The sequence below is a fragment of the Rhizobium sp. AB2/73 genome (assembly GCF_020871915.1).
GTDB lineage: Bacteria > Pseudomonadota > Alphaproteobacteria > Rhizobiales > Rhizobiaceae > Rhizobium > Rhizobium dioscoreae.
In genome coordinates this window covers 3265508-3281467 of the sequence record NZ_CP067071.1, presented here as the reverse complement: position 1 = coordinate 3281467, position 15960 = coordinate 3265508, and the positions used below count along the sequence as shown (strand labels likewise).

The window sequence follows — 15960 nt, the reverse complement described above, 5'->3', positions numbered from 1 at the left end:
AGCTTCGCTGAGATACGAAAGGCGGCCGAATCTGGCCGCCTGTTGCGAATGGCAGCTTTCGTCGCGTGTATCCGAGATCGGCTCTCCATGTGCGAACGCGACGAAGGAATTCCATAGCTTTCGGGTCGGATCATGGTAGCCAGGTCGAGGAGGCGGAGGCATGACGAGAGCGTTTTTCTTGCGGGCGGCGACAGATGCCGATGTCGACGCAATTCGGGCGCTGACACGCGAGGCCTATGGTAAGTGGGTGCCTCTCATCGGCCGAGAACCACTGCCGATGACGGCAGATTATGCCGAGGCCGTGCGCAAGCATCGTATCGATCTCTTGGAGGCCAATGGTGAGCTTTTGGCGTTGATCGAGATGGTGCCGAGAGAGGATCACCTGTTGATCGAGAACGTCGCCGTCTCGCCGCGACATCAGGGACAGGGCATTGGAAAAAAGCTGCTTGCCTATGCCGAGCAGGTCGCGGCCGAGCTCGGCGTGAGCGACATGCGGCTTTACACCAACAAGCGTTTTGTCGAGAATGTGCAGCGCTACCTCAGATATGGTTATGCGATCGACCGCGAGGAGCCGCTGAAAGATGGTTTCCTTGTCCATATGAGCAAGCGCATCTGATAGGCCCCAGCTACCTCTGTTTTTCGATCAAGGCAGCCCAGACTGCAGCCACTAGCGCGAGTACCGCGGATGCCAGCATCAGGGCGAAGAGCGCATGGATCGTTGGCGATCGTGCAATGAACAGACCGCCGATCGAGCCGATGAGCGCGCCGCCAGCAATCCGCATGGCAGCGGCGAGGCCTGCTGCCGTTCCCACAATATCCGACCTGACCGACATGGCGCCGCTATTGGCGGCCGGCATGGTGAGGCCGTTGCCGATGCCGATGAAGATGCAGGGGCCGAAGAGTGCCAGAACCTCAATCATGCCCGATAGCGACAAGGCAAGCCCAATTGACAGACCAAAGCAGGTCAGCAATCGCGCGATGACGAGGATCGTGCCGAGCGGGATTCTTGCGCCATGGCGGCCAGCCAGATAGCTGCCGAGAATGAAGCCGGCCGGAACGAGGCCCATGTAGAAGCCAAGCTTGGCGCTCGAACCGCCGAGCGCATCGCCTATCGTCAGCGGCGCTCCGCCGAGAAAGATGTAGAGCACGCCCATTGAGCACGCCATGCAGAGCGTATAGGCCCAGAAGCGCGCCGAACGCAAAAGCAGGGCATAGGAGGCAAGATAATTTCTGCGCGCGGCTGACGCCGGCGCTTTCGATCCCTTCAGCTCATGCAGGGACAGAAAGAAGGCGGCAATGCCGAAGATCGCAAGGACGATGAAGCTTGCCCGCCAGCCGAAAAGCTCGTCCAGCGAACCGCCGAACAGAGGGCCGACCATGGGCGCCAATGCCCATCCCATGGCGAGATAGCCGAACTTGCTGGCAGCCTGGCGCTCGTCTGATGTTTCCTTGATGATGACGAGGGCGACCGAATAGCACGGTCCGATACAGGCCTGCATCATGCGGCATAGCAGGAAGATGCCGATATTCGGCGCGAGAACGCAGCCAATCGAAGCGACGATGAAGATCGAGAGCGCCGTCAGGACGACGGGCCGACGGCCGAACCGGTCGGATATCGCGCCACCGACCGCCTCAAGGGCCGCGGTGACAATCGAAAAGCCGGCAACCGATAGGTTGACGAGGGCGAAATCGGCATGGAATGCCACTGCGATCTTCGGCAGCGACGGCAGGATCATGTTAACAGGCAGCACGGCGAGCGCCGAGAGCAGGATAAGCGTTATCAGCCGCGGCGGTGCGGCGGCTCTTCCGGTGGTCGTGTCGTGGGTTGCTTGCTTGGGTGAATGGTCGATGCGGCTTTCGGTGCGCGTCATGGCTTTGTCCGTCGTGTGAGTGGGAAGTCGAGGAAGATCTGACGGGGTGCGGCCCGGATTTCAGGCAATAAAAAAGGCCCCGTCAGGAGCCTGCTTACCGCGCATGGGTGCTTTCGCCGGATGGTTACACCATCCTGCCCATGCGCCTTCCTACCACTACGAGAACGAGTGCCGTGTTCATGGCATTAGAGCTAACCTTAAAGCGGCCCAGCGTCAATGCGCGGCCCGCTCCAAGGCAGGATCGCTTTTCGATGCGGGCGGGCGGCTCAAATATCGTAGCTAAGCCCGGAATTCAGCGTCGAAATGAATTGCTTGGTCCGCTCCTGTGCCGGATTGGAGAAGATATTGCGCGAGGAGCCGGTCTCGACGATGTTGCCTGCTTCCAGGAACACGACGTTGTTGGCGATCCTCGACGCGAGCCGCAGGTCGTGCGTTGCCATGACCATGGTCGTGCCTTCGTTGGCGAGTTTTCCCAGCACGTCGACCACTTCGGCCGCCAGTTCCGGATCGAGCGCCGAGGTCGGTTCGTCGCAGAGCAGCACGCGCGGCGAGGGGGCGAGCGCCCGGGCGATGGCGACACGCTGCTGCTGGCCGCCCGAGAGCGTCGAGGGCCAGGCATCGATCTTGTGTGCCATGCCGACCTTGGTCAGAAGCTCGACGGCGCGGGCGCGGGCCTTGTCCTGAGGCCAGCGCAGCACGGTCGTCAGGCCCTCCATGACGTTCTGGATTGCGGTCTGATGCGGAAAGAGCTGGAAATTCTGGAAGACCATGCCCGTCTGGCGGCGGATCTTCTGGATGTCCTGCCAGGACGGCTTCTTGCCCGGCTGGAAGGTAGCCGTCTCCTCGCCGATGCGGATCGTTCCGGCGGTCGGGATTTCCAAAAGGTTGATGCAGCGAAGCAGCGTGCTCTTGCCGCCGCCCGAAGGTCCCACAAGCGCCGTCACCGTTCCCTCGGGGATCATCAGGCTGATATCCTTGAGGATGACAATGTCGCCGAAGCGTTTTTCGATATGCGAAAGCTCGATCATGCCTGTGCCTCCAGCGTGCCGCCCGAGCGGGCGAAGCGGCGTTCGAGGTAGCCCTGCAGCGTCGAAAGAAAGGTGCTGAGCACGAGATAGATGATGGCGGCCTCGATATAGAGGATCAGCGGCTCATAGGTCGTTGCCACGATGCGCTGCGCGGCCTGGAACAGCTCCGGCACGGTGATGGCGGCGGCGAGCGACGTATCCTTGACCAGCGAAATGAAGGTGTTCGACAGCGGCGGTACGGCGACGCGCGCCGCTTGCGGCAGGATGGTGCGGCTCATGGCCTGACGCCAGTTCATGCCGATGGAATAGGCGGCTTCCCACTGACCTTTTGGCACGGAGGAGATGACGGCGCGGATGATTTCGGATGTATAGGCGCCGACGCTCAGTGTAAAACCGATGATGGCGGCGGGAAAAGCGTCGAGCAGGATGCCGAGGCTCGGCAGGCCATAGAAGATGACGAAGAGCTGCACCAGAAGCGGCGTGCCGCGGATCACCCAGACATAGAAGCGGGCGATGGCCACGAACGGCGCCGGGGCAAACAGCCTGACGACGGCGGTGAGCAAGCCGAGCAGAAGGCCAAGCACGAAGGTGATCAAGGTGAGCGGGATGGTGAAGACGAGCCCCGCCCAAAGCAGCGTGCCCAGTGACTCCCACATCAGTTGCAGCCAATGCTCCAAGGAGAAGCCTTTCGATAACAGAATGCGTCCGGAGGTGACCCCGGACGCATCTTTTTCACAGTTTTATGTCTCTGCCTATGCCTTCTTACTTCGAAACGTCCTGTCCGAAGTATTTCTTGGAGATCTTGTCATAGGTGCCGTCAGCCTTGATATCGGCCAGCGCCTTGTTGATCGCAGCAAGCAGCTCCGGCTCGCCCTTGCGAATGATGACGGCCGAGAAATCGGCATTGGCTTGCTGGGCGACGATTTTCACCGGAGCGTCGGGCTTGTGCTTCTTGAAATCGAGGAAGGAGAGGCTGTCGTTGATCGTGGCGTCGGCGCGGCCGGTCAGCACGAGCTGGATCGACTGGTCGAAACCGTCGGTGCCGACGAGTTCGGCGCCGGCTTCGGTTGCGAGCTTGCCGAAGTTGCTGGTCAGCGACTGTGCGGCCTTCTTGCCCTTGAGATCGCCGAAATCCTTGATATCGGTATTGCTGTCCTTGACGATCAGCACGGCCTTGGAGGCGATATAGGGCTCGGAGAAGTCATACTTCTTCTTGCGGGCTTCGGTGACGCCGACTTCGTTGATGACGGCATCATAGCGGTTGGCATCGAGGCCGGCGATCAGGCCGTCCCACTTGCCTTCCAGGAACTGCGCCTTGACGCCGAGCTTGGCGGCGATGGCTTCCGCGATCTCGACATCGAAGCCGGTCAGCTTGCCGCTCTCGTCATGAAAGGTGAAGGGCGCATAGGTGCCCTCCGTGCCGACCTTGAAGACGCCGGCCGACTGGATCGTCTTAAGGTTTTCGCCGGCATGGGCGGGGAGCAGGAATGCAGCCTGCACGAGGGCGGCGGCGGCAACGGTCTTCAACCAGTTCATCGTTTTCTTCCGTTTCTGGAGCGGTTTCATTCAATGTCGCATACATCGCAGAAAATTTGCACCGCGAAAGCGTAGAAAACTGCAAGATAAAGCGGCAATTGCGAATATTTTTCTCAAAGAGGGTGGGCGGCGATTTTCAATTCAAAGTCTCTCTCCCACCGAGTGCGTTTTGCTGTACCCGATCTGCCTAGATCGGGTACAGCGTTTGGACTCAGCCTTAGACCTGCCGCAAGCCGCCGTCGACGCAAAGTTCAGCACCGGCAATATAGCTCGCGTCATCGCTCAACAAGAACAGGGCGGCGGCAGCCACTTCCGAAGGATGCGCCATCCGCCCCATCGGGATCGGTGCGACAAGCGCTGCACGCATGTCTTCCGGAACCGCAGCCATCATTTCCGTATCCGTTGGACCGGGCGCAACTACGTTGACGCGTATTCCTTTGGGCGCGAGTTCTGCCGTCCAGGTTCGGGCATAGGAACGGACGGCTGCTTTGGTCGCGGCATAGGTGCCGTACGAAGCGTAGCCCGCGCTATCGGCGATGGATCCGACGAGGACCACCGATCCGCCTTCGGTCATCGCGGGTAGAGCCGCCTTCAGGCCAAAAACCATCCCGCGGACGTTGACGTCGAAGTGGCGGTCGAAGTGTTCAGGCGTTATGTCGGTAATCTGCGCAGGTTCGGAGAGGCCCGCATTCAAGACGAGCGCGTCAATACGGCCGCGTGCTTTGCGCACTTTTTCGACAGCCTCCAGCATATCTTCAGGGACACTGGCATCGGCGGCAATGCCGACCGCCTCATTGCCGATACTCTTGGCCGCCTTCTCGGCATCCTCACTTCTACGACTGGTAATGAAGACCTTCGCCCCTTCGGCAGAAAGCCGCTCTGCAATTGCCAGGCCTATGCCCTTGGCGCCGCCCACGACCAGGGCAACCTTGTTACTCATTCGAGCCATCGTAAAATCCTTTCAATTGATGGTCTCGTCATGATATACGTCATATATCTGATATCAATTACGCACCTGAAGTAGCCTAGATATGGACGAGTATACTGATCTGGAAGCACTTTCTTATCGCGCCTGTGGCGACATGGCGCAGCTTCGCCCCGTGCTCGACAAGATTGCTGACAAATGGACGATCCTGATATTGACAGTGATCTGTCCCAAACCCTCGCGCTTCAATGAGATAAAGCGGCGTCTCGATGGGATCACGCACAAGGCTCTGGCCGACGCCTTGAAGAGGCTTGAGCGGAACGGCCTTGTGACGAGAACCGTACTCCCAACGCAGCCGATCGGCGTGGAATATGCAATTACTCCATTAGGCCATTCACTGCGGGAACCGTTTGAAGCACTGTGTGCATGGGCAGCCGCCAATGGCGAGAAGGTCGAGGCGGCCACGCGACACTATGACAACACGGGAAATCGTCGCTGATGATGCCATGATCACTTCTGGGCGCAAAGCCGCCGTTCCGCCGGAACGAAATTGCTACCGAACCGCGAGAATGGCTAACCGAAACGACAGCAGGCAACGTGACGGACAGTCATTGCCCGGTTCTCCACCTCAAGCCGCCGCCGTTCGCCGCTTCATTCGTTCGCTGATAATGATGATGAAGCCGGCGCTCAGGATCAGGATAGCCCCGATGAAGGTGTTGGCGCCGGGGATGTCACCCCAGATGAGGTAGCCGAGCAGGAAGGCCCAGACGAGCGAGGTGTATTCGAACGGTGCCAGCACCGAGACGGGTGCCTGGCGCATGCCTTCGAAGAGGGCGAGCTGACCGGCGCCGGCGATGATGCCGGTTAGCGCCAGCAGCACGATCTGGAAGGGCGTCGGCGTGTGCCAGTGGGCGATTGCCATGCCGGCGGTCAGGATGATGAACAGGATGTTGGAGACGGCCATCTGGATATGGCTCTTCTCGTGTAGCGCCGTCTTGCGCAGCAGCACCATGCCGCATGCCCAGAGGACGGCCGCCTGCAGCGCCAGATAGACCGGCCAGGAGATCGAAAGTCCTACAGGATTGGAGGCGATCACCACGCCGCAAAAGCCGACGCCGACCGCCATCCAGCGGGCGAAGGTGACCTTTTCGCGCAGCACGATGGTTGCCAGAATCGTGCCGACGATCGGAGCGGCATAGTAGAGCGTCGTCACCTCGGCGAGCTGCAGATAGGACGCCGCCGAATAATAGGAAATCCAGGCGATCAGGATGATGATGCTGCGCACGATCATCGGTTTGATGATCGGCGAGCGCGCCACCTTATGGACGAGCGAAGGCCCTTCGAAGACGAAGCAGCCGGCAAGAATGGTGCAGCTTCGAATGAACAGGACCTGCCAGACGGGGATGGAGGCGACGAGCAGCTTCACCGCCGAATCATGGGCAGTGAACAGCATGTAGGCAAACACCGTAAGCAGGATGCCATAGCCGATGGAGTTTTTCACGGGGATGCACCAGAGGATGACCCGGCTTGGGCCGACCGAAGAATCTTTCAGGCCTCAACCGACGGGAGCCTACTTTTTCCGCGTCAATAGGACATTTTGCCGATGGCGTGCACATATGAATGATTTATTCGTGGTTGTGGTGTCTTTGCCTCCGCTTTAACAGACGGAGATGAAATGTGACCGTTTCGACTTTTTCGATCGTTGAGATTTCAATCGATTTAAATAGACTGCGACGCAAATCTGGAGGAATTTTCATGGACAACGGGACGAGAATGGAGGGCTTGAAGGAGCACAGGAGCCCGTTTTTCACCAAATCGCGTGCTGCGGTGTCGCTGATGTTTCTCATGAACGGCTTCATGGTCGGCTGCTGGGCACCGAAAATTCCCGAATTCGCCGAGCGGCTGCAACTGACGAAATTCGAACTCGGCCTGATGATCCTTATCTTCGGCGTCGGCTCCCTTATCATGATGCCGCTCGCCGGCGCGCAGATCGCCGCGCGCGGCTCGCGCGTCGTGGTGCAGGCCTTTGCTGTGCTGCTGCTGCCGATGATCCTGGCGCTGACGCTGGCGCCGAATGTCTGGACGGCGGCGATCGCGCTTTTTCTCTTCGGCGGTTTCATCGGCGCCATGGATGTGGCCATGAATGCCAATGCCGTCTCGGTCGAAAAATCCATGCGCCGGGCGATCATGTCCTCCTGCCATGCCTTCTGGAGCCTGGGCGGCCTTTTGGGCGCGGCGATCGGCGGGCTGCTGATTTCGCGCTGGGGCATTCTCGGCCATGCCGAAGCCTCGACTGCGATCGCCGCGCTTTTCCTCGCCATTGCCTGGCCTATGGTGCTTGGCGATCAACCGCATCATGATGAGGCCAAGCCGAAGGCAAAGCTGCCGATGATCCCGCTGCCCTGGCTGCTCGGCATCGTCGCGCTCTTCTGCATGGTGCCGGAAGGCGCGGTTCTGGATTGGAGCGCGCTCTATCTCAGCCAGGAAAAGGGCGCCTCGGTGGCGCTCTCCGGCTTCGGCTACGCCGCTTTCTCCGCCACCATGGCGACCATGCGTTTTGCCGGCGATTTCGTCCGCGATTGGCTAGGGGCCGTCAGGACGCTGCGGGTCTGCACGGTCTTCGCCATCGTCGGCATGCTGACGGCAGCACTTGCACCGAACGCGGAAATTGCCATTCTCGGCTTTGCGCTCTGCGGCATCGGCATTTCCAACATGGTGCCGATCGCCTTTTCGGCGGCCGGCAATATTCCGGGCCTGCAGCCGGGCATCGCCATTTCGGTCGTCACGACGCTTGGTTATTCCGGTATGCTGGTTGCGCCGTCGGCGATCGGCTTTGCCGCCGAGCATGTCGGCTTCTCGCCTGTCCTGATGGCGCTGCCGGTGCTGCTGCTCGTCGTGCTGGCATTGTCATCGCTGGCGCGCTACGCCGACGGCATCGGGGACGCCAAGCATTAATTTCGTCGCTTTTGCCCGGTAACGGTTGAGGTCAGTCCGATCAAAAGAGATGTCGCGGCGGTTGACAACGACCGCTCCGTGATCCACCTGAAAGACACCCATTTTCGAGGCCTGCGAGAGCTTTCCATGTCGTCCGCCACCGATTTCGATCCGAAACCGCGCCGTTCCTCCGTTGCCGTCGATGTCGGCGGCGTGATCGTCGGCGGCGGTGCTCCCGTCGTCGTGCAATCCATGACCAATACCGATACGGCCGATGTCGATTCGACCGTCGCCCAGGTCGCCGCCCTCTACAAAGCCGGCTCGGAGCTCGTGCGCATCACCGTCGATCGCGATGAAAGCGCTGCCGCTGTGCCGAAGATCCGCGAGCGGCTGCTGCGCCTCGGCATGGACGTGCCGCTGATCGGCGATTTCCATTATATCGGCCACAAGCTGCTCGCCGATCATCCGGCCTGCGCCGAGGCGCTGGCGAAATATCGCATCAATCCCGGCAATGTCGGCTTCAAGGACAAGAAGGACAAGCAGTTCGCCGAAATCATCGAGATGGCGATCCGCTACGACAAGCCGGTGCGCATCGGCGTCAACTGGGGTTCGCTCGATCAGGATCTTTTGACCGCGCTGATGGACAAGAATGCGGCCGAAGGCTCGCCGCTCTCGGCCCGGCAGGTGACGCGCGAGACCATCGTGCAGTCCGCGCTGATCTCGGCCAGTCTCGCAGAAGATATCGGCCTGCCGCGCAACCGCATCATCCTGTCGGCCAAGGTCAGTCAGGTACAGGATCTCATCGCCGTCTACTCCATGCTGTCGGAGCGTTCCGACCATGCGCTGCATCTCGGGCTCACCGAGGCCGGCATGGGCTCGAAGGGCATCGTCGCCTCGTCCGCCGCCATGGGCTATGTGCTGCAGCATGGCATCGGCGACACGATCCGCGTTTCGTTGACGCCGGAACCGAATGGCGACCGTACCCGTGAAGTGCAGGTGGCGCAGGAACTGCTGCAGGTCATGGGCTTCCGTCAGTTCATCCCCGTGGTCGCGGCATGTCCCGGCTGCGGCCGAACGACGTCGACGGTCTTCCAGGAACTGGCGCAGAACATCCAGAACGACATCCGCAAGAACATGCCGGTCTGGCGCGAGAAATATCCGGGCGTGGAAGCTCTGAACGTTGCTGTCATGGGCTGCATCGTCAACGGTCCGGGCGAAAGCAAGCATGCCGACATCGGCATTTCGCTGCCCGGAACCGGCGAGACGCCGGCCGCGCCGGTGTTCATCGATGGCCAGAAGGCCATGACCCTGCGCGGCCCGAACATCGCTTCGGACTTCGAGGCACTGGTGACCGACTATATCGAAAAGCGATTCGGCCGGAAGAGCGTCGCGGCGGAGTGATCCGCCGCTTAAAGCCGAGGCTGATTAGATATTGCTCGTCAGCAGCTTGATGCCAGCGAAGCAATAGAAGCCGGCCATGGCGCCCTCGATCCAGCGGCGGGCATTGCGATATACTTTGAGCGCATGCGATGTCGAAAACAGGATCGCATAGCCCATGAACGCCAGAAAACCGGTCGTGCCGCAGACGACGATAATCAACACCGCTACGGAAGCGGGCGCGCCCTGCGGCATGCCGAGCGCGATGATGGCGAGCCACGCGAAGATTGCCTTGGGATTGGTCACGTGGATACCGTAGCCGCGCAGGATCAGCGATTTGAAGCTAGGCGTCTTCTGTTCCATCTTGGCTGTCTGCAGCTCGCCGCTGGTACGAACGGCGCGAAATGCCTTGTAGGCGAGGTAGAGCAGATAGATACCGCCGAAGATCTTCAGAACTTCCAGCGCCATCGCATAGGTCTGCAGTAACGTCGCAAGGCCTGCCGCTGCGGCAATCGCCCAGGTCATCGATCCCCCGAAAATCCCGAGCGAGATCGTCATGCCGGCTTTGCGGCCATGGGTCATCGAGGTGCCGATGATGGCCATGATGGCGGGGCCAGGGCTAACGACGGCAATGATGTAGGCGATGTAGGCCGGCAGGATCTGCGGCAGATAGGCAAGGGTCTCATGCATGGAAGATTTCCCGGTGGTGTCGGCCGGCGCGGAGAATTCAGCGTCTACAGGCCAATACGGAACGGGACTGTGTCATAGATCGCGGCGGAAATCACCCGGCGCAGTTATGGATTCTTGTGATGGTGACATTTCATGGCTGAATGGATAGCCATGGCTGAACGTGGCCATGGGCCGGCAGCCGCCAAGGGGATGGCTCACCCTCGGACAACACCACCAAGGTGCTTCGGAATCAGCTCTTGCGGTTCGCGATGAAGCGGGCGGTTTCCGTCAGGATGCCTGCCTTGTCGCCATAGCCAGACAGCAGGTCAGCCGCTTCCTTCACCAGCCTTGCGAGCGTCGTTTCGGCCCATTCCTGCCCGTGCAGAGCGACCAGCGTGCCCTTGCCGCGGGCGGCATCCTTGCCCGTTGCCTTGCCCATGGTGGCGGCATCGGCGGTGAGGTCGAGAAGATCGTCTGCGAGCTGGAAGGCAAGGCCGATCTTTTCACCGAAGATCCGGAGGCGCTTGCGGTCTTCGGCCGAAGCACCAGCGATGATGGCGCCGGCCTCGCAGGCAAAGCGGATCAGCGCGCCCGTCTTCATCGCCTGCAGCGTGGTGATACCCTTTTCGTCGGGCGCTTCCTTCTCGGCCGCGAGATCAAGCGCCTGGCCGCCGGCCATGCCGCCGATGCCGGCTGCGCGCGACAGCGCCAGCACGAGCGCCATTTTCCGGTCCGCCGGCAGCTCCGTCTCGGGGGCGGCGATGATGTCGAAGGCGTAGGTCAGCAGGCTGTCGCCGGCAAGAATCGCCGTGGCGTAATCGAAGGCGATATGCACCGTCGGCTGCCCACGACGCAGATCATCGTCGTCCATGGCGGGCAGATCGTCATGGACGAGGGAATAGCAATGCACGCATTCGAGTGCGGCGCCGACCCTCAGTGCCGTCTCGGCATCGCCGCCGAGAAGGGCCGCCGACTCCATGACCAGGAAGGGACGCAGCCGCTTGCCGCCGTTCAGGACGCCGTGGCGCATCGCGCTCAGGAGCCTGTCGGGGCGGGTGATCTCGTCATGGAGGCTGGTGTTGGCCAGCAGCCGGGTCAGCAGTGCTTCGGTCTTGCCGGCATTGACCTTGAGGCGTTGTTCGAATGAGGTATCGGTGCTGTCCATGGGCGCTGTTTGGCATGAGAGGCCGTTGCTGGCAACGAGAATTGTCAACAGCCAGGTGGGGAATTGCGTCGCACTCTGGTCATCGCTTTGCGTAGACGGTATGACGAATGCAGCATCAGAGCGTTTCCCGGATACATCAAGGCGTGCCGGGATGGAGCGATCGTGGACGTCAGGCATTTGGACATATCGACGGACAGTGAGGAGGAGGAAGCCGAGGTGCCGCAACGCTCCTCCCTGTTGGCGCGCTTCAGGGATCGTCCGTTCTGGCAGCGCATCGTCCTCGTCCTGATCGGCTTTTTGCTGCTCCCTTATGTCTTCATCGTCTTCTACCTGCTGCCGTTCATCCATCCCGTCTCCACCCTGATGATAGGCGACGCCGTCACCTTTCAGGGATATGACCGCCGCTGGGTCCCGCTGGAGAAAATCGCGCCGGTGCTGGTGAAATCCGTCATGGTCTCGGAGGACGGGCAGTTCTGCTTTCACGGCGGCGTCGATTGGGGGGAGATGCGGGTTCTCGTCGAGGAGACGCTGAGCGGCAAATCCACCCGCGGCGGCAGCACGATCCCGATGCAGACGGTGAAGAACCTGTTTCTATGGAACGGCCGCTCCTTCGTGCGCAAGGCGCTGGAATTGCCTTTGGCGGTCTCCGCCTCGGCCGTGTGGTCGAAACGCCGGATGATGGAAATCTATCTGAATGTTGCCGAATGGGGGCCGGGCATTTACGGCATCGAGGCGGCGGCACGCTATCATTTCAAGGTGCCGGCCTCCAAGCTCACGGCACGTCAGGCGGCGCTTCTTGCCGTCTCGCTTCCCAACCCGATCGATCGGGTTGCAAGCAAGCCGGGACGAGGCCTCAGCCAACTCGCCTCGCTCATCCAGCGCCGCGCGCGCAATGCCGACGCATATATCAAATGCCTTTATGACTGATATCAGAACTTGTCGTTCGATCGGCTTGTCGTCATCTGGCATCCTTGGCCGTGACGTAAGGGCGGGTTTGAATCATTTCAAAGAATTCTTTCCCTTCGGATTCCGGCGCTGAAAAGGAAACAATGATCGTGGACGAGCTCACTCTCTATATCGGCAACAAGAACTATTCGTCCTGGTCTTTTCGACCGTGGCTTGCTCTTGAAGGGTGCGGCATTCCTTTTGAAGAGGTGCTGATACCCTTCGATTTTCCAGGTGGAAATCCGCGCATTCGTGAGGTGTCGCCAACGGGCAAGGTGCCGATGCTGGTTCACGGTGGCTTCAAGGTATGGGAATCCTTCGCCATCATCGAATATGCGGCCGAGCTTTTCCCGGATGCCGGGCTTCTGCCGAGGGATCGCCAGGCACGTGCATTGGCGCGATCCTACAGCATGGAGATGATTTCGGGCTTCAGTGCCCTGCGCAACAGTTGCCCGATGAATATGCGCCGTCCGATTGCACGCCGCGAGCTGCCAGATGCGGTGATGACGGATGTAGCGCGCATCGAGACCATCTGGCGCGAGGCGCGAGCCTTTTCAGGCGGACCTTTCCTGTTCGGGAGCTTTTCTGGCGCGGATGCCATGTTTGCCCCCGTCGTCAGCCGCTTGGAGCGGTATGACATTGCGGTTGCGGCGGATACGCGGGACTATATGGCTGTTATGAAGGCGCTGCCTGCCTGGCAAAAATGGGAGGAAGCGGCATTGCAAGAAACATGGACCGTGCCGGAGGATGAGGACTGATTCGGCCTCGAATATCCGCGAATCTGGCGCGGCGGGCAAAAAATGCTATTAGGGACTGGTCAAAGCCCGGCAAGCCATGTATAAGCCCGCCCAATTTCCGAAATTGATGCATGTCTGTTTCGGCCGCCTTGCTGGCCGTGGACATGTTTCGTCCGTACATGGAGTAACGAGAATGGCTGTACCGAAGAGAAAAACGAGCCCGTCCAAGCGCGGTATGCGCCGCTCTGCTGACGCCCTGAAGGCTCCGACCTACGTCGAAGACAAGAACTCCGGCGAACTGCGTCGTCCGCACCACATCGACCTGAAGACCGGCATGTATCGCGGCCGTCAGGTTCTGACGCCGAAGGAAAGCGCATAATCCAGCGCTGCCTTGACGGCATGGATGAAAAGGCTGGCGGTTCGCCGGCCTTTTTCGTTTTGATCGGGGGTATGCGATAGCGGGACAAAGCGGCCGCTTGTGTGTCGAAGCTCTGATACCCGCCTCTGTCCCGTCGGGACATCTCCCCCACAAGGGGGGAGATCGTTGGGAGTATGTCGCTTCTTCCTGGAATAAACTTTATAGGTCAGCTTCAGCAGATGCGCCTGTGATTTGTGGCGAGAAGGTACTGCGAATTACCAATCTCCCCCTTGTGGGGGAGATGTCACCAAGTGACAGAGGGGGGTGAAAACTCTCCATGAACGCACAGGCGCTTTTCCAGCGCCGTCTTATCTCACAAACTATCCAGCTTGTTCTGCATGGCGCGGAGCTGTTCCTTCAATTCATCGATGTCCTTGGCTTCGGCCTTGCGGCTTTCTTTGGCCGGCGGCTTCATGAAGGGCGAGAACATCTGCATGGCCTGCTGGAACATCTCGGTGTTGCGGCGGACCTGTTCCTCGACCATCTGCATGGGCAGTTGCAGGTTCTTGCCAAGCGGCGTTTCGCCGAAAGCGCGGCTGATCTGTTCGCGCATTTGCGTCTGCTGCTCGGTAAAGGCGCGCATGGAGTGTTCGAGGAAGCTCGGGACCACCATCTGCATCTGATCGCCGTAATAGCCGATCAGCTGGCGGAGGAAGGAAATCGGCAGCAGCGTATTGCCGGTCTTCGATTCCTGTTCGAAAATAATCTGAGTCAGGACCGAATGCGTAATATCTTCACCACTCTTGGCGTCCTGGACGATGAATTCCTCGCCCTTCTTCACCATCTCCGCCAGGTCGTCCAGCGTTACATAGGTGCTGGTGCCGGTATTGTATAGGCGGCGATTGGCATATTTCTTGATTACGATCTGGCCCTCATTTTTTGCCATTATCAGTCTCCTGGCCCCGTCTGATTGTATGGAATATTCCTCCACTCCGGAGTGTAGACGCAAAAGAAGCTTGGTGACAATCGGTTTGTGCGATGCGGCAAGGCCTTTCCTTTGATTGGATTTTTTGAAGGCGGTGACAGCTTCGTGAAATCTGCACGATGAAAATTGTTGCTGTTTGACTCGGAAGCAAAGCTTTGACAGTTTCGCCTCATATACGTGTCTATTCTGTGAGGAGGCTTCCATGAGCAGTTCATCCATCGTCGTCGCCAGCGCTGCCCGCACCGCTGTCGGTTCGTTCAACGGTGCTTTCGCGACCGTTCCGGCGCATGAACTCGGCGCGGCCGCGATCAAGGGTGCGCTGGAGCGCGCCGGCGTCGATGCCAAGGAAGTCGACGAAGTGATCCTCGGCCAGGTACTTCAGGCTGGCGAAGGACAAAACCCGGCCCGCCAGGCCGCGATGAAAGCCGGCATTCCGCAGGAGGCGACCGCATGGGGCGTGAACCAGCTTTGCGGTTCCGGCCTGCGTGCCGTGGCGCTCGGCCTGCAGCAGATTGCAACGGGTGACGCGAAGATCATCGTCGCCGGCGGCCAGGAATCCATGTCGATGGCGCCGCATGCCGCGAACCTTCGCTCCGGCACCAAGATGGGCGACATGAAAATGATCGATACCATGATCAAGGATGGCCTGACGGACGCCTTCTACGGCTATCACATGGGCATCACGGCCGAAAATATCGCCCGCCAATGGCAGCTTTCGCGCGATGAGCAGGATCAGTTCGCCGTTGCCTCGCAAAACAAGGCCGAAGCTGCGCAGAAGGCCGGCCGCTTCAAGGACGAGATCGTTCCTTTCACGATCCAGACGCGCAAGGGCGACGTCACGGTCGATGCCGATGAGTATATCCGTCACGGTGCGACGATGGAGGCCATGGCGAAGCTGCGCCCGGCCTTCGACAAGGAGGGCTCCGTCACCGCCGGCAATGCTTCCGGTCTCAACGACGGCGCCGCAGCGGCCGTGCTGATGACCGAGGCGGAAGCCTCGCGCCGCGGTATCCAGCCGCTGGCCCGCATCGTCTCCTGGGCGACGGCCGGCGTCGACCCGCAAATCATGGGGACCGGACCGATCCCGGCCTCCCGCAAGGCACTGGAGAAGGCCGGTTGGTCCGTCACCGACCTTGATCTTGTCGAGGCCAACGAGGCGTTTGCCGCTCAGGCCTGCGCCGTCAACAAGGACCTCGGCTGGGATACGTCGATCGTCAACGTCAATGGCGGCGCGATCGCCATCGGCCATCCGATCGGCGCCTCGGGCGCACGCGTCCTCAATACGCTGCTGTTCGAAATGAAGCGCCGCGGCGCTCGCAAAGGGCTTGCCACGCTGTGCATCGGCGGCGGCATGGGCGTCGCCATGTGCTTCGAAGCGCTTTAAAATCAAAGAAGTAGAGCATGATGTCGTCCGAGAGCCGCATGACACT

Annotated in this window: 17 protein-coding genes; 8 read left to right on the top strand and 9 right to left on the bottom strand. The window is 60.2% G+C overall.

What is annotated here, in order from left to right; translation table 11 throughout:
• Positions 1–160: 160 nt before the first annotated feature.
• A complete protein-coding gene (locus tag I8E17_RS16105) occupies positions 161–616 on the top strand; it encodes a GNAT family N-acetyltransferase (RefSeq protein WP_113367182.1) in 456 nt (151 codons plus the stop codon).
• A 10-nt stretch (positions 617–626) separates the two neighbouring features.
• On the opposite strand, the gene I8E17_RS16100 is transcribed toward I8E17_RS16105, so the two are convergent.
• The 5 genes from I8E17_RS16100 to I8E17_RS16080 form a co-directional block, all read right to left on the bottom strand.
• Positions 627–1871, bottom strand: coding sequence for an MFS transporter (locus I8E17_RS16100; protein WP_113367183.1), 1245 nt, complete (start codon positions 1869–1871; stop codon positions 627–629).
• 266 nt (positions 1872–2137) lie between these two features.
• A complete protein-coding gene (locus I8E17_RS16095; protein ID WP_113367185.1) occupies positions 2138–2899 on the bottom strand; it encodes an amino acid ABC transporter ATP-binding protein in 762 nt (253 codons plus the stop codon).
• Entirely contained in the window at positions 2896–3576 is a 681-nt protein-coding gene (locus I8E17_RS16090) for an amino acid ABC transporter permease (RefSeq protein ID WP_015341657.1), read from the bottom strand. Before I8E17_RS16090 ends, I8E17_RS16095 begins: the two co-directional genes overlap by 4 nt.
• 85 nt (positions 3577–3661) lie before the next feature.
• Complete coding sequence (locus tag I8E17_RS16085) at positions 3662–4435, bottom strand: amino acid ABC transporter substrate-binding protein (RefSeq protein ID WP_069611524.1); 774 nt, start codon at positions 4433–4435, stop codon at positions 3662–3664.
• A 217-nt stretch (positions 4436–4652) separates the two neighbouring features.
• On the bottom strand, positions 4653–5384 hold the full coding sequence (locus I8E17_RS16080) for an SDR family oxidoreductase (RefSeq protein ID WP_113367186.1): 732 nt from the start codon (positions 5382–5384) through the stop codon (positions 4653–4655).
• 82 nt (positions 5385–5466) lie between these two features.
• On the opposite strand from I8E17_RS16080, the gene I8E17_RS16075 reads away from it, so the two are divergent.
• Positions 5467–5859 carry a helix-turn-helix domain-containing protein gene (locus I8E17_RS16075; protein WP_069611526.1) on the top strand — a complete coding sequence of 131 codons (393 nt, stop codon included), beginning with the start codon at positions 5467–5469 and terminating at the stop codon, positions 5857–5859.
• A gap of 129 nt (positions 5860–5988) precedes the next feature.
• Here I8E17_RS16075 and I8E17_RS16070 read toward each other — a convergent pair whose 3' ends face one another.
• Complete coding sequence (locus I8E17_RS16070; RefSeq protein ID WP_113367187.1) at positions 5989–6861, bottom strand: DMT family transporter; 873 nt, start codon at positions 6859–6861, stop codon at positions 5989–5991.
• 254 nt (positions 6862–7115) lie between these two features.
• Between I8E17_RS16070 and I8E17_RS16065 the strand changes: the two genes are divergently transcribed.
• Both I8E17_RS16065 and ispG read left to right on the top strand, forming a co-directional pair.
• Complete coding sequence (locus tag I8E17_RS16065; protein WP_229002033.1) at positions 7116–8315, top strand: MFS transporter; 1200 nt, start codon at positions 7116–7118, stop codon at positions 8313–8315.
• Positions 8316–8441: 126 nt separating this feature from the next.
• Complete coding sequence (gene ispG, locus I8E17_RS16060; RefSeq protein ID WP_113367189.1) at positions 8442–9695, top strand: flavodoxin-dependent (E)-4-hydroxy-3-methylbut-2-enyl-diphosphate synthase; 1254 nt, start codon at positions 8442–8444, stop codon at positions 9693–9695.
• 24 nt (positions 9696–9719) lie between these two features.
• On the opposite strand, the gene I8E17_RS16055 is transcribed toward ispG, so the two are convergent.
• Positions 9720–10361, bottom strand: coding sequence for a LysE family translocator (locus tag I8E17_RS16055; protein ID WP_113367190.1), 642 nt, complete (start codon positions 10359–10361; stop codon positions 9720–9722).
• A gap of 229 nt (positions 10362–10590) precedes the next feature.
• Positions 10591–11505, bottom strand: a complete 915-nt coding sequence (locus tag I8E17_RS16050) for a polyprenyl synthetase family protein (RefSeq protein ID WP_112724153.1) — start codon at positions 11503–11505, stop codon at positions 10591–10593.
• Between the two features lie 216 nt (positions 11506–11721).
• Here I8E17_RS16050 and mtgA point away from each other — a divergent pair, with 216 nt between their 5' ends.
• From mtgA to rpmF, 3 genes are all read left to right on the top strand, one after another.
• A complete protein-coding gene (mtgA, locus tag I8E17_RS16045; protein ID WP_229002122.1) occupies positions 11722–12432 on the top strand; it encodes a monofunctional biosynthetic peptidoglycan transglycosylase in 711 nt (236 codons plus the stop codon).
• A gap of 128 nt (positions 12433–12560) precedes the next feature.
• Positions 12561–13208, top strand: a complete 648-nt coding sequence (locus I8E17_RS16040) for a glutathione S-transferase family protein (protein WP_113367228.1) — start codon at positions 12561–12563, stop codon at positions 13206–13208.
• A 172-nt stretch (positions 13209–13380) separates the two neighbouring features.
• On the top strand, positions 13381–13566 hold the full coding sequence (gene rpmF / locus I8E17_RS16035) for a 50S ribosomal protein L32 (protein WP_003543812.1): 186 nt from the start codon (positions 13381–13383) through the stop codon (positions 13564–13566).
• 352 nt (positions 13567–13918) lie between these two features.
• Here the strand turns inward: rpmF and phaR are convergent, their stop codons facing one another.
• Positions 13919–14491: a polyhydroxyalkanoate synthesis repressor PhaR gene (gene phaR / locus I8E17_RS16030; protein ID WP_113367191.1), complete on the bottom strand. Its 573-nt coding sequence runs from the start codon at positions 14489–14491 to the stop codon at positions 13919–13921.
• Positions 14492–14732: 241 nt separating this feature from the next.
• Here phaR and I8E17_RS16025 point away from each other — a divergent pair, with 241 nt between their 5' ends.
• On the top strand, positions 14733–15914 hold the full coding sequence (locus I8E17_RS16025; protein ID WP_113367192.1) for an acetyl-CoA C-acetyltransferase: 1182 nt from the start codon (positions 14733–14735) through the stop codon (positions 15912–15914).
• Positions 15915–15960 lie beyond the last annotated feature (46 nt).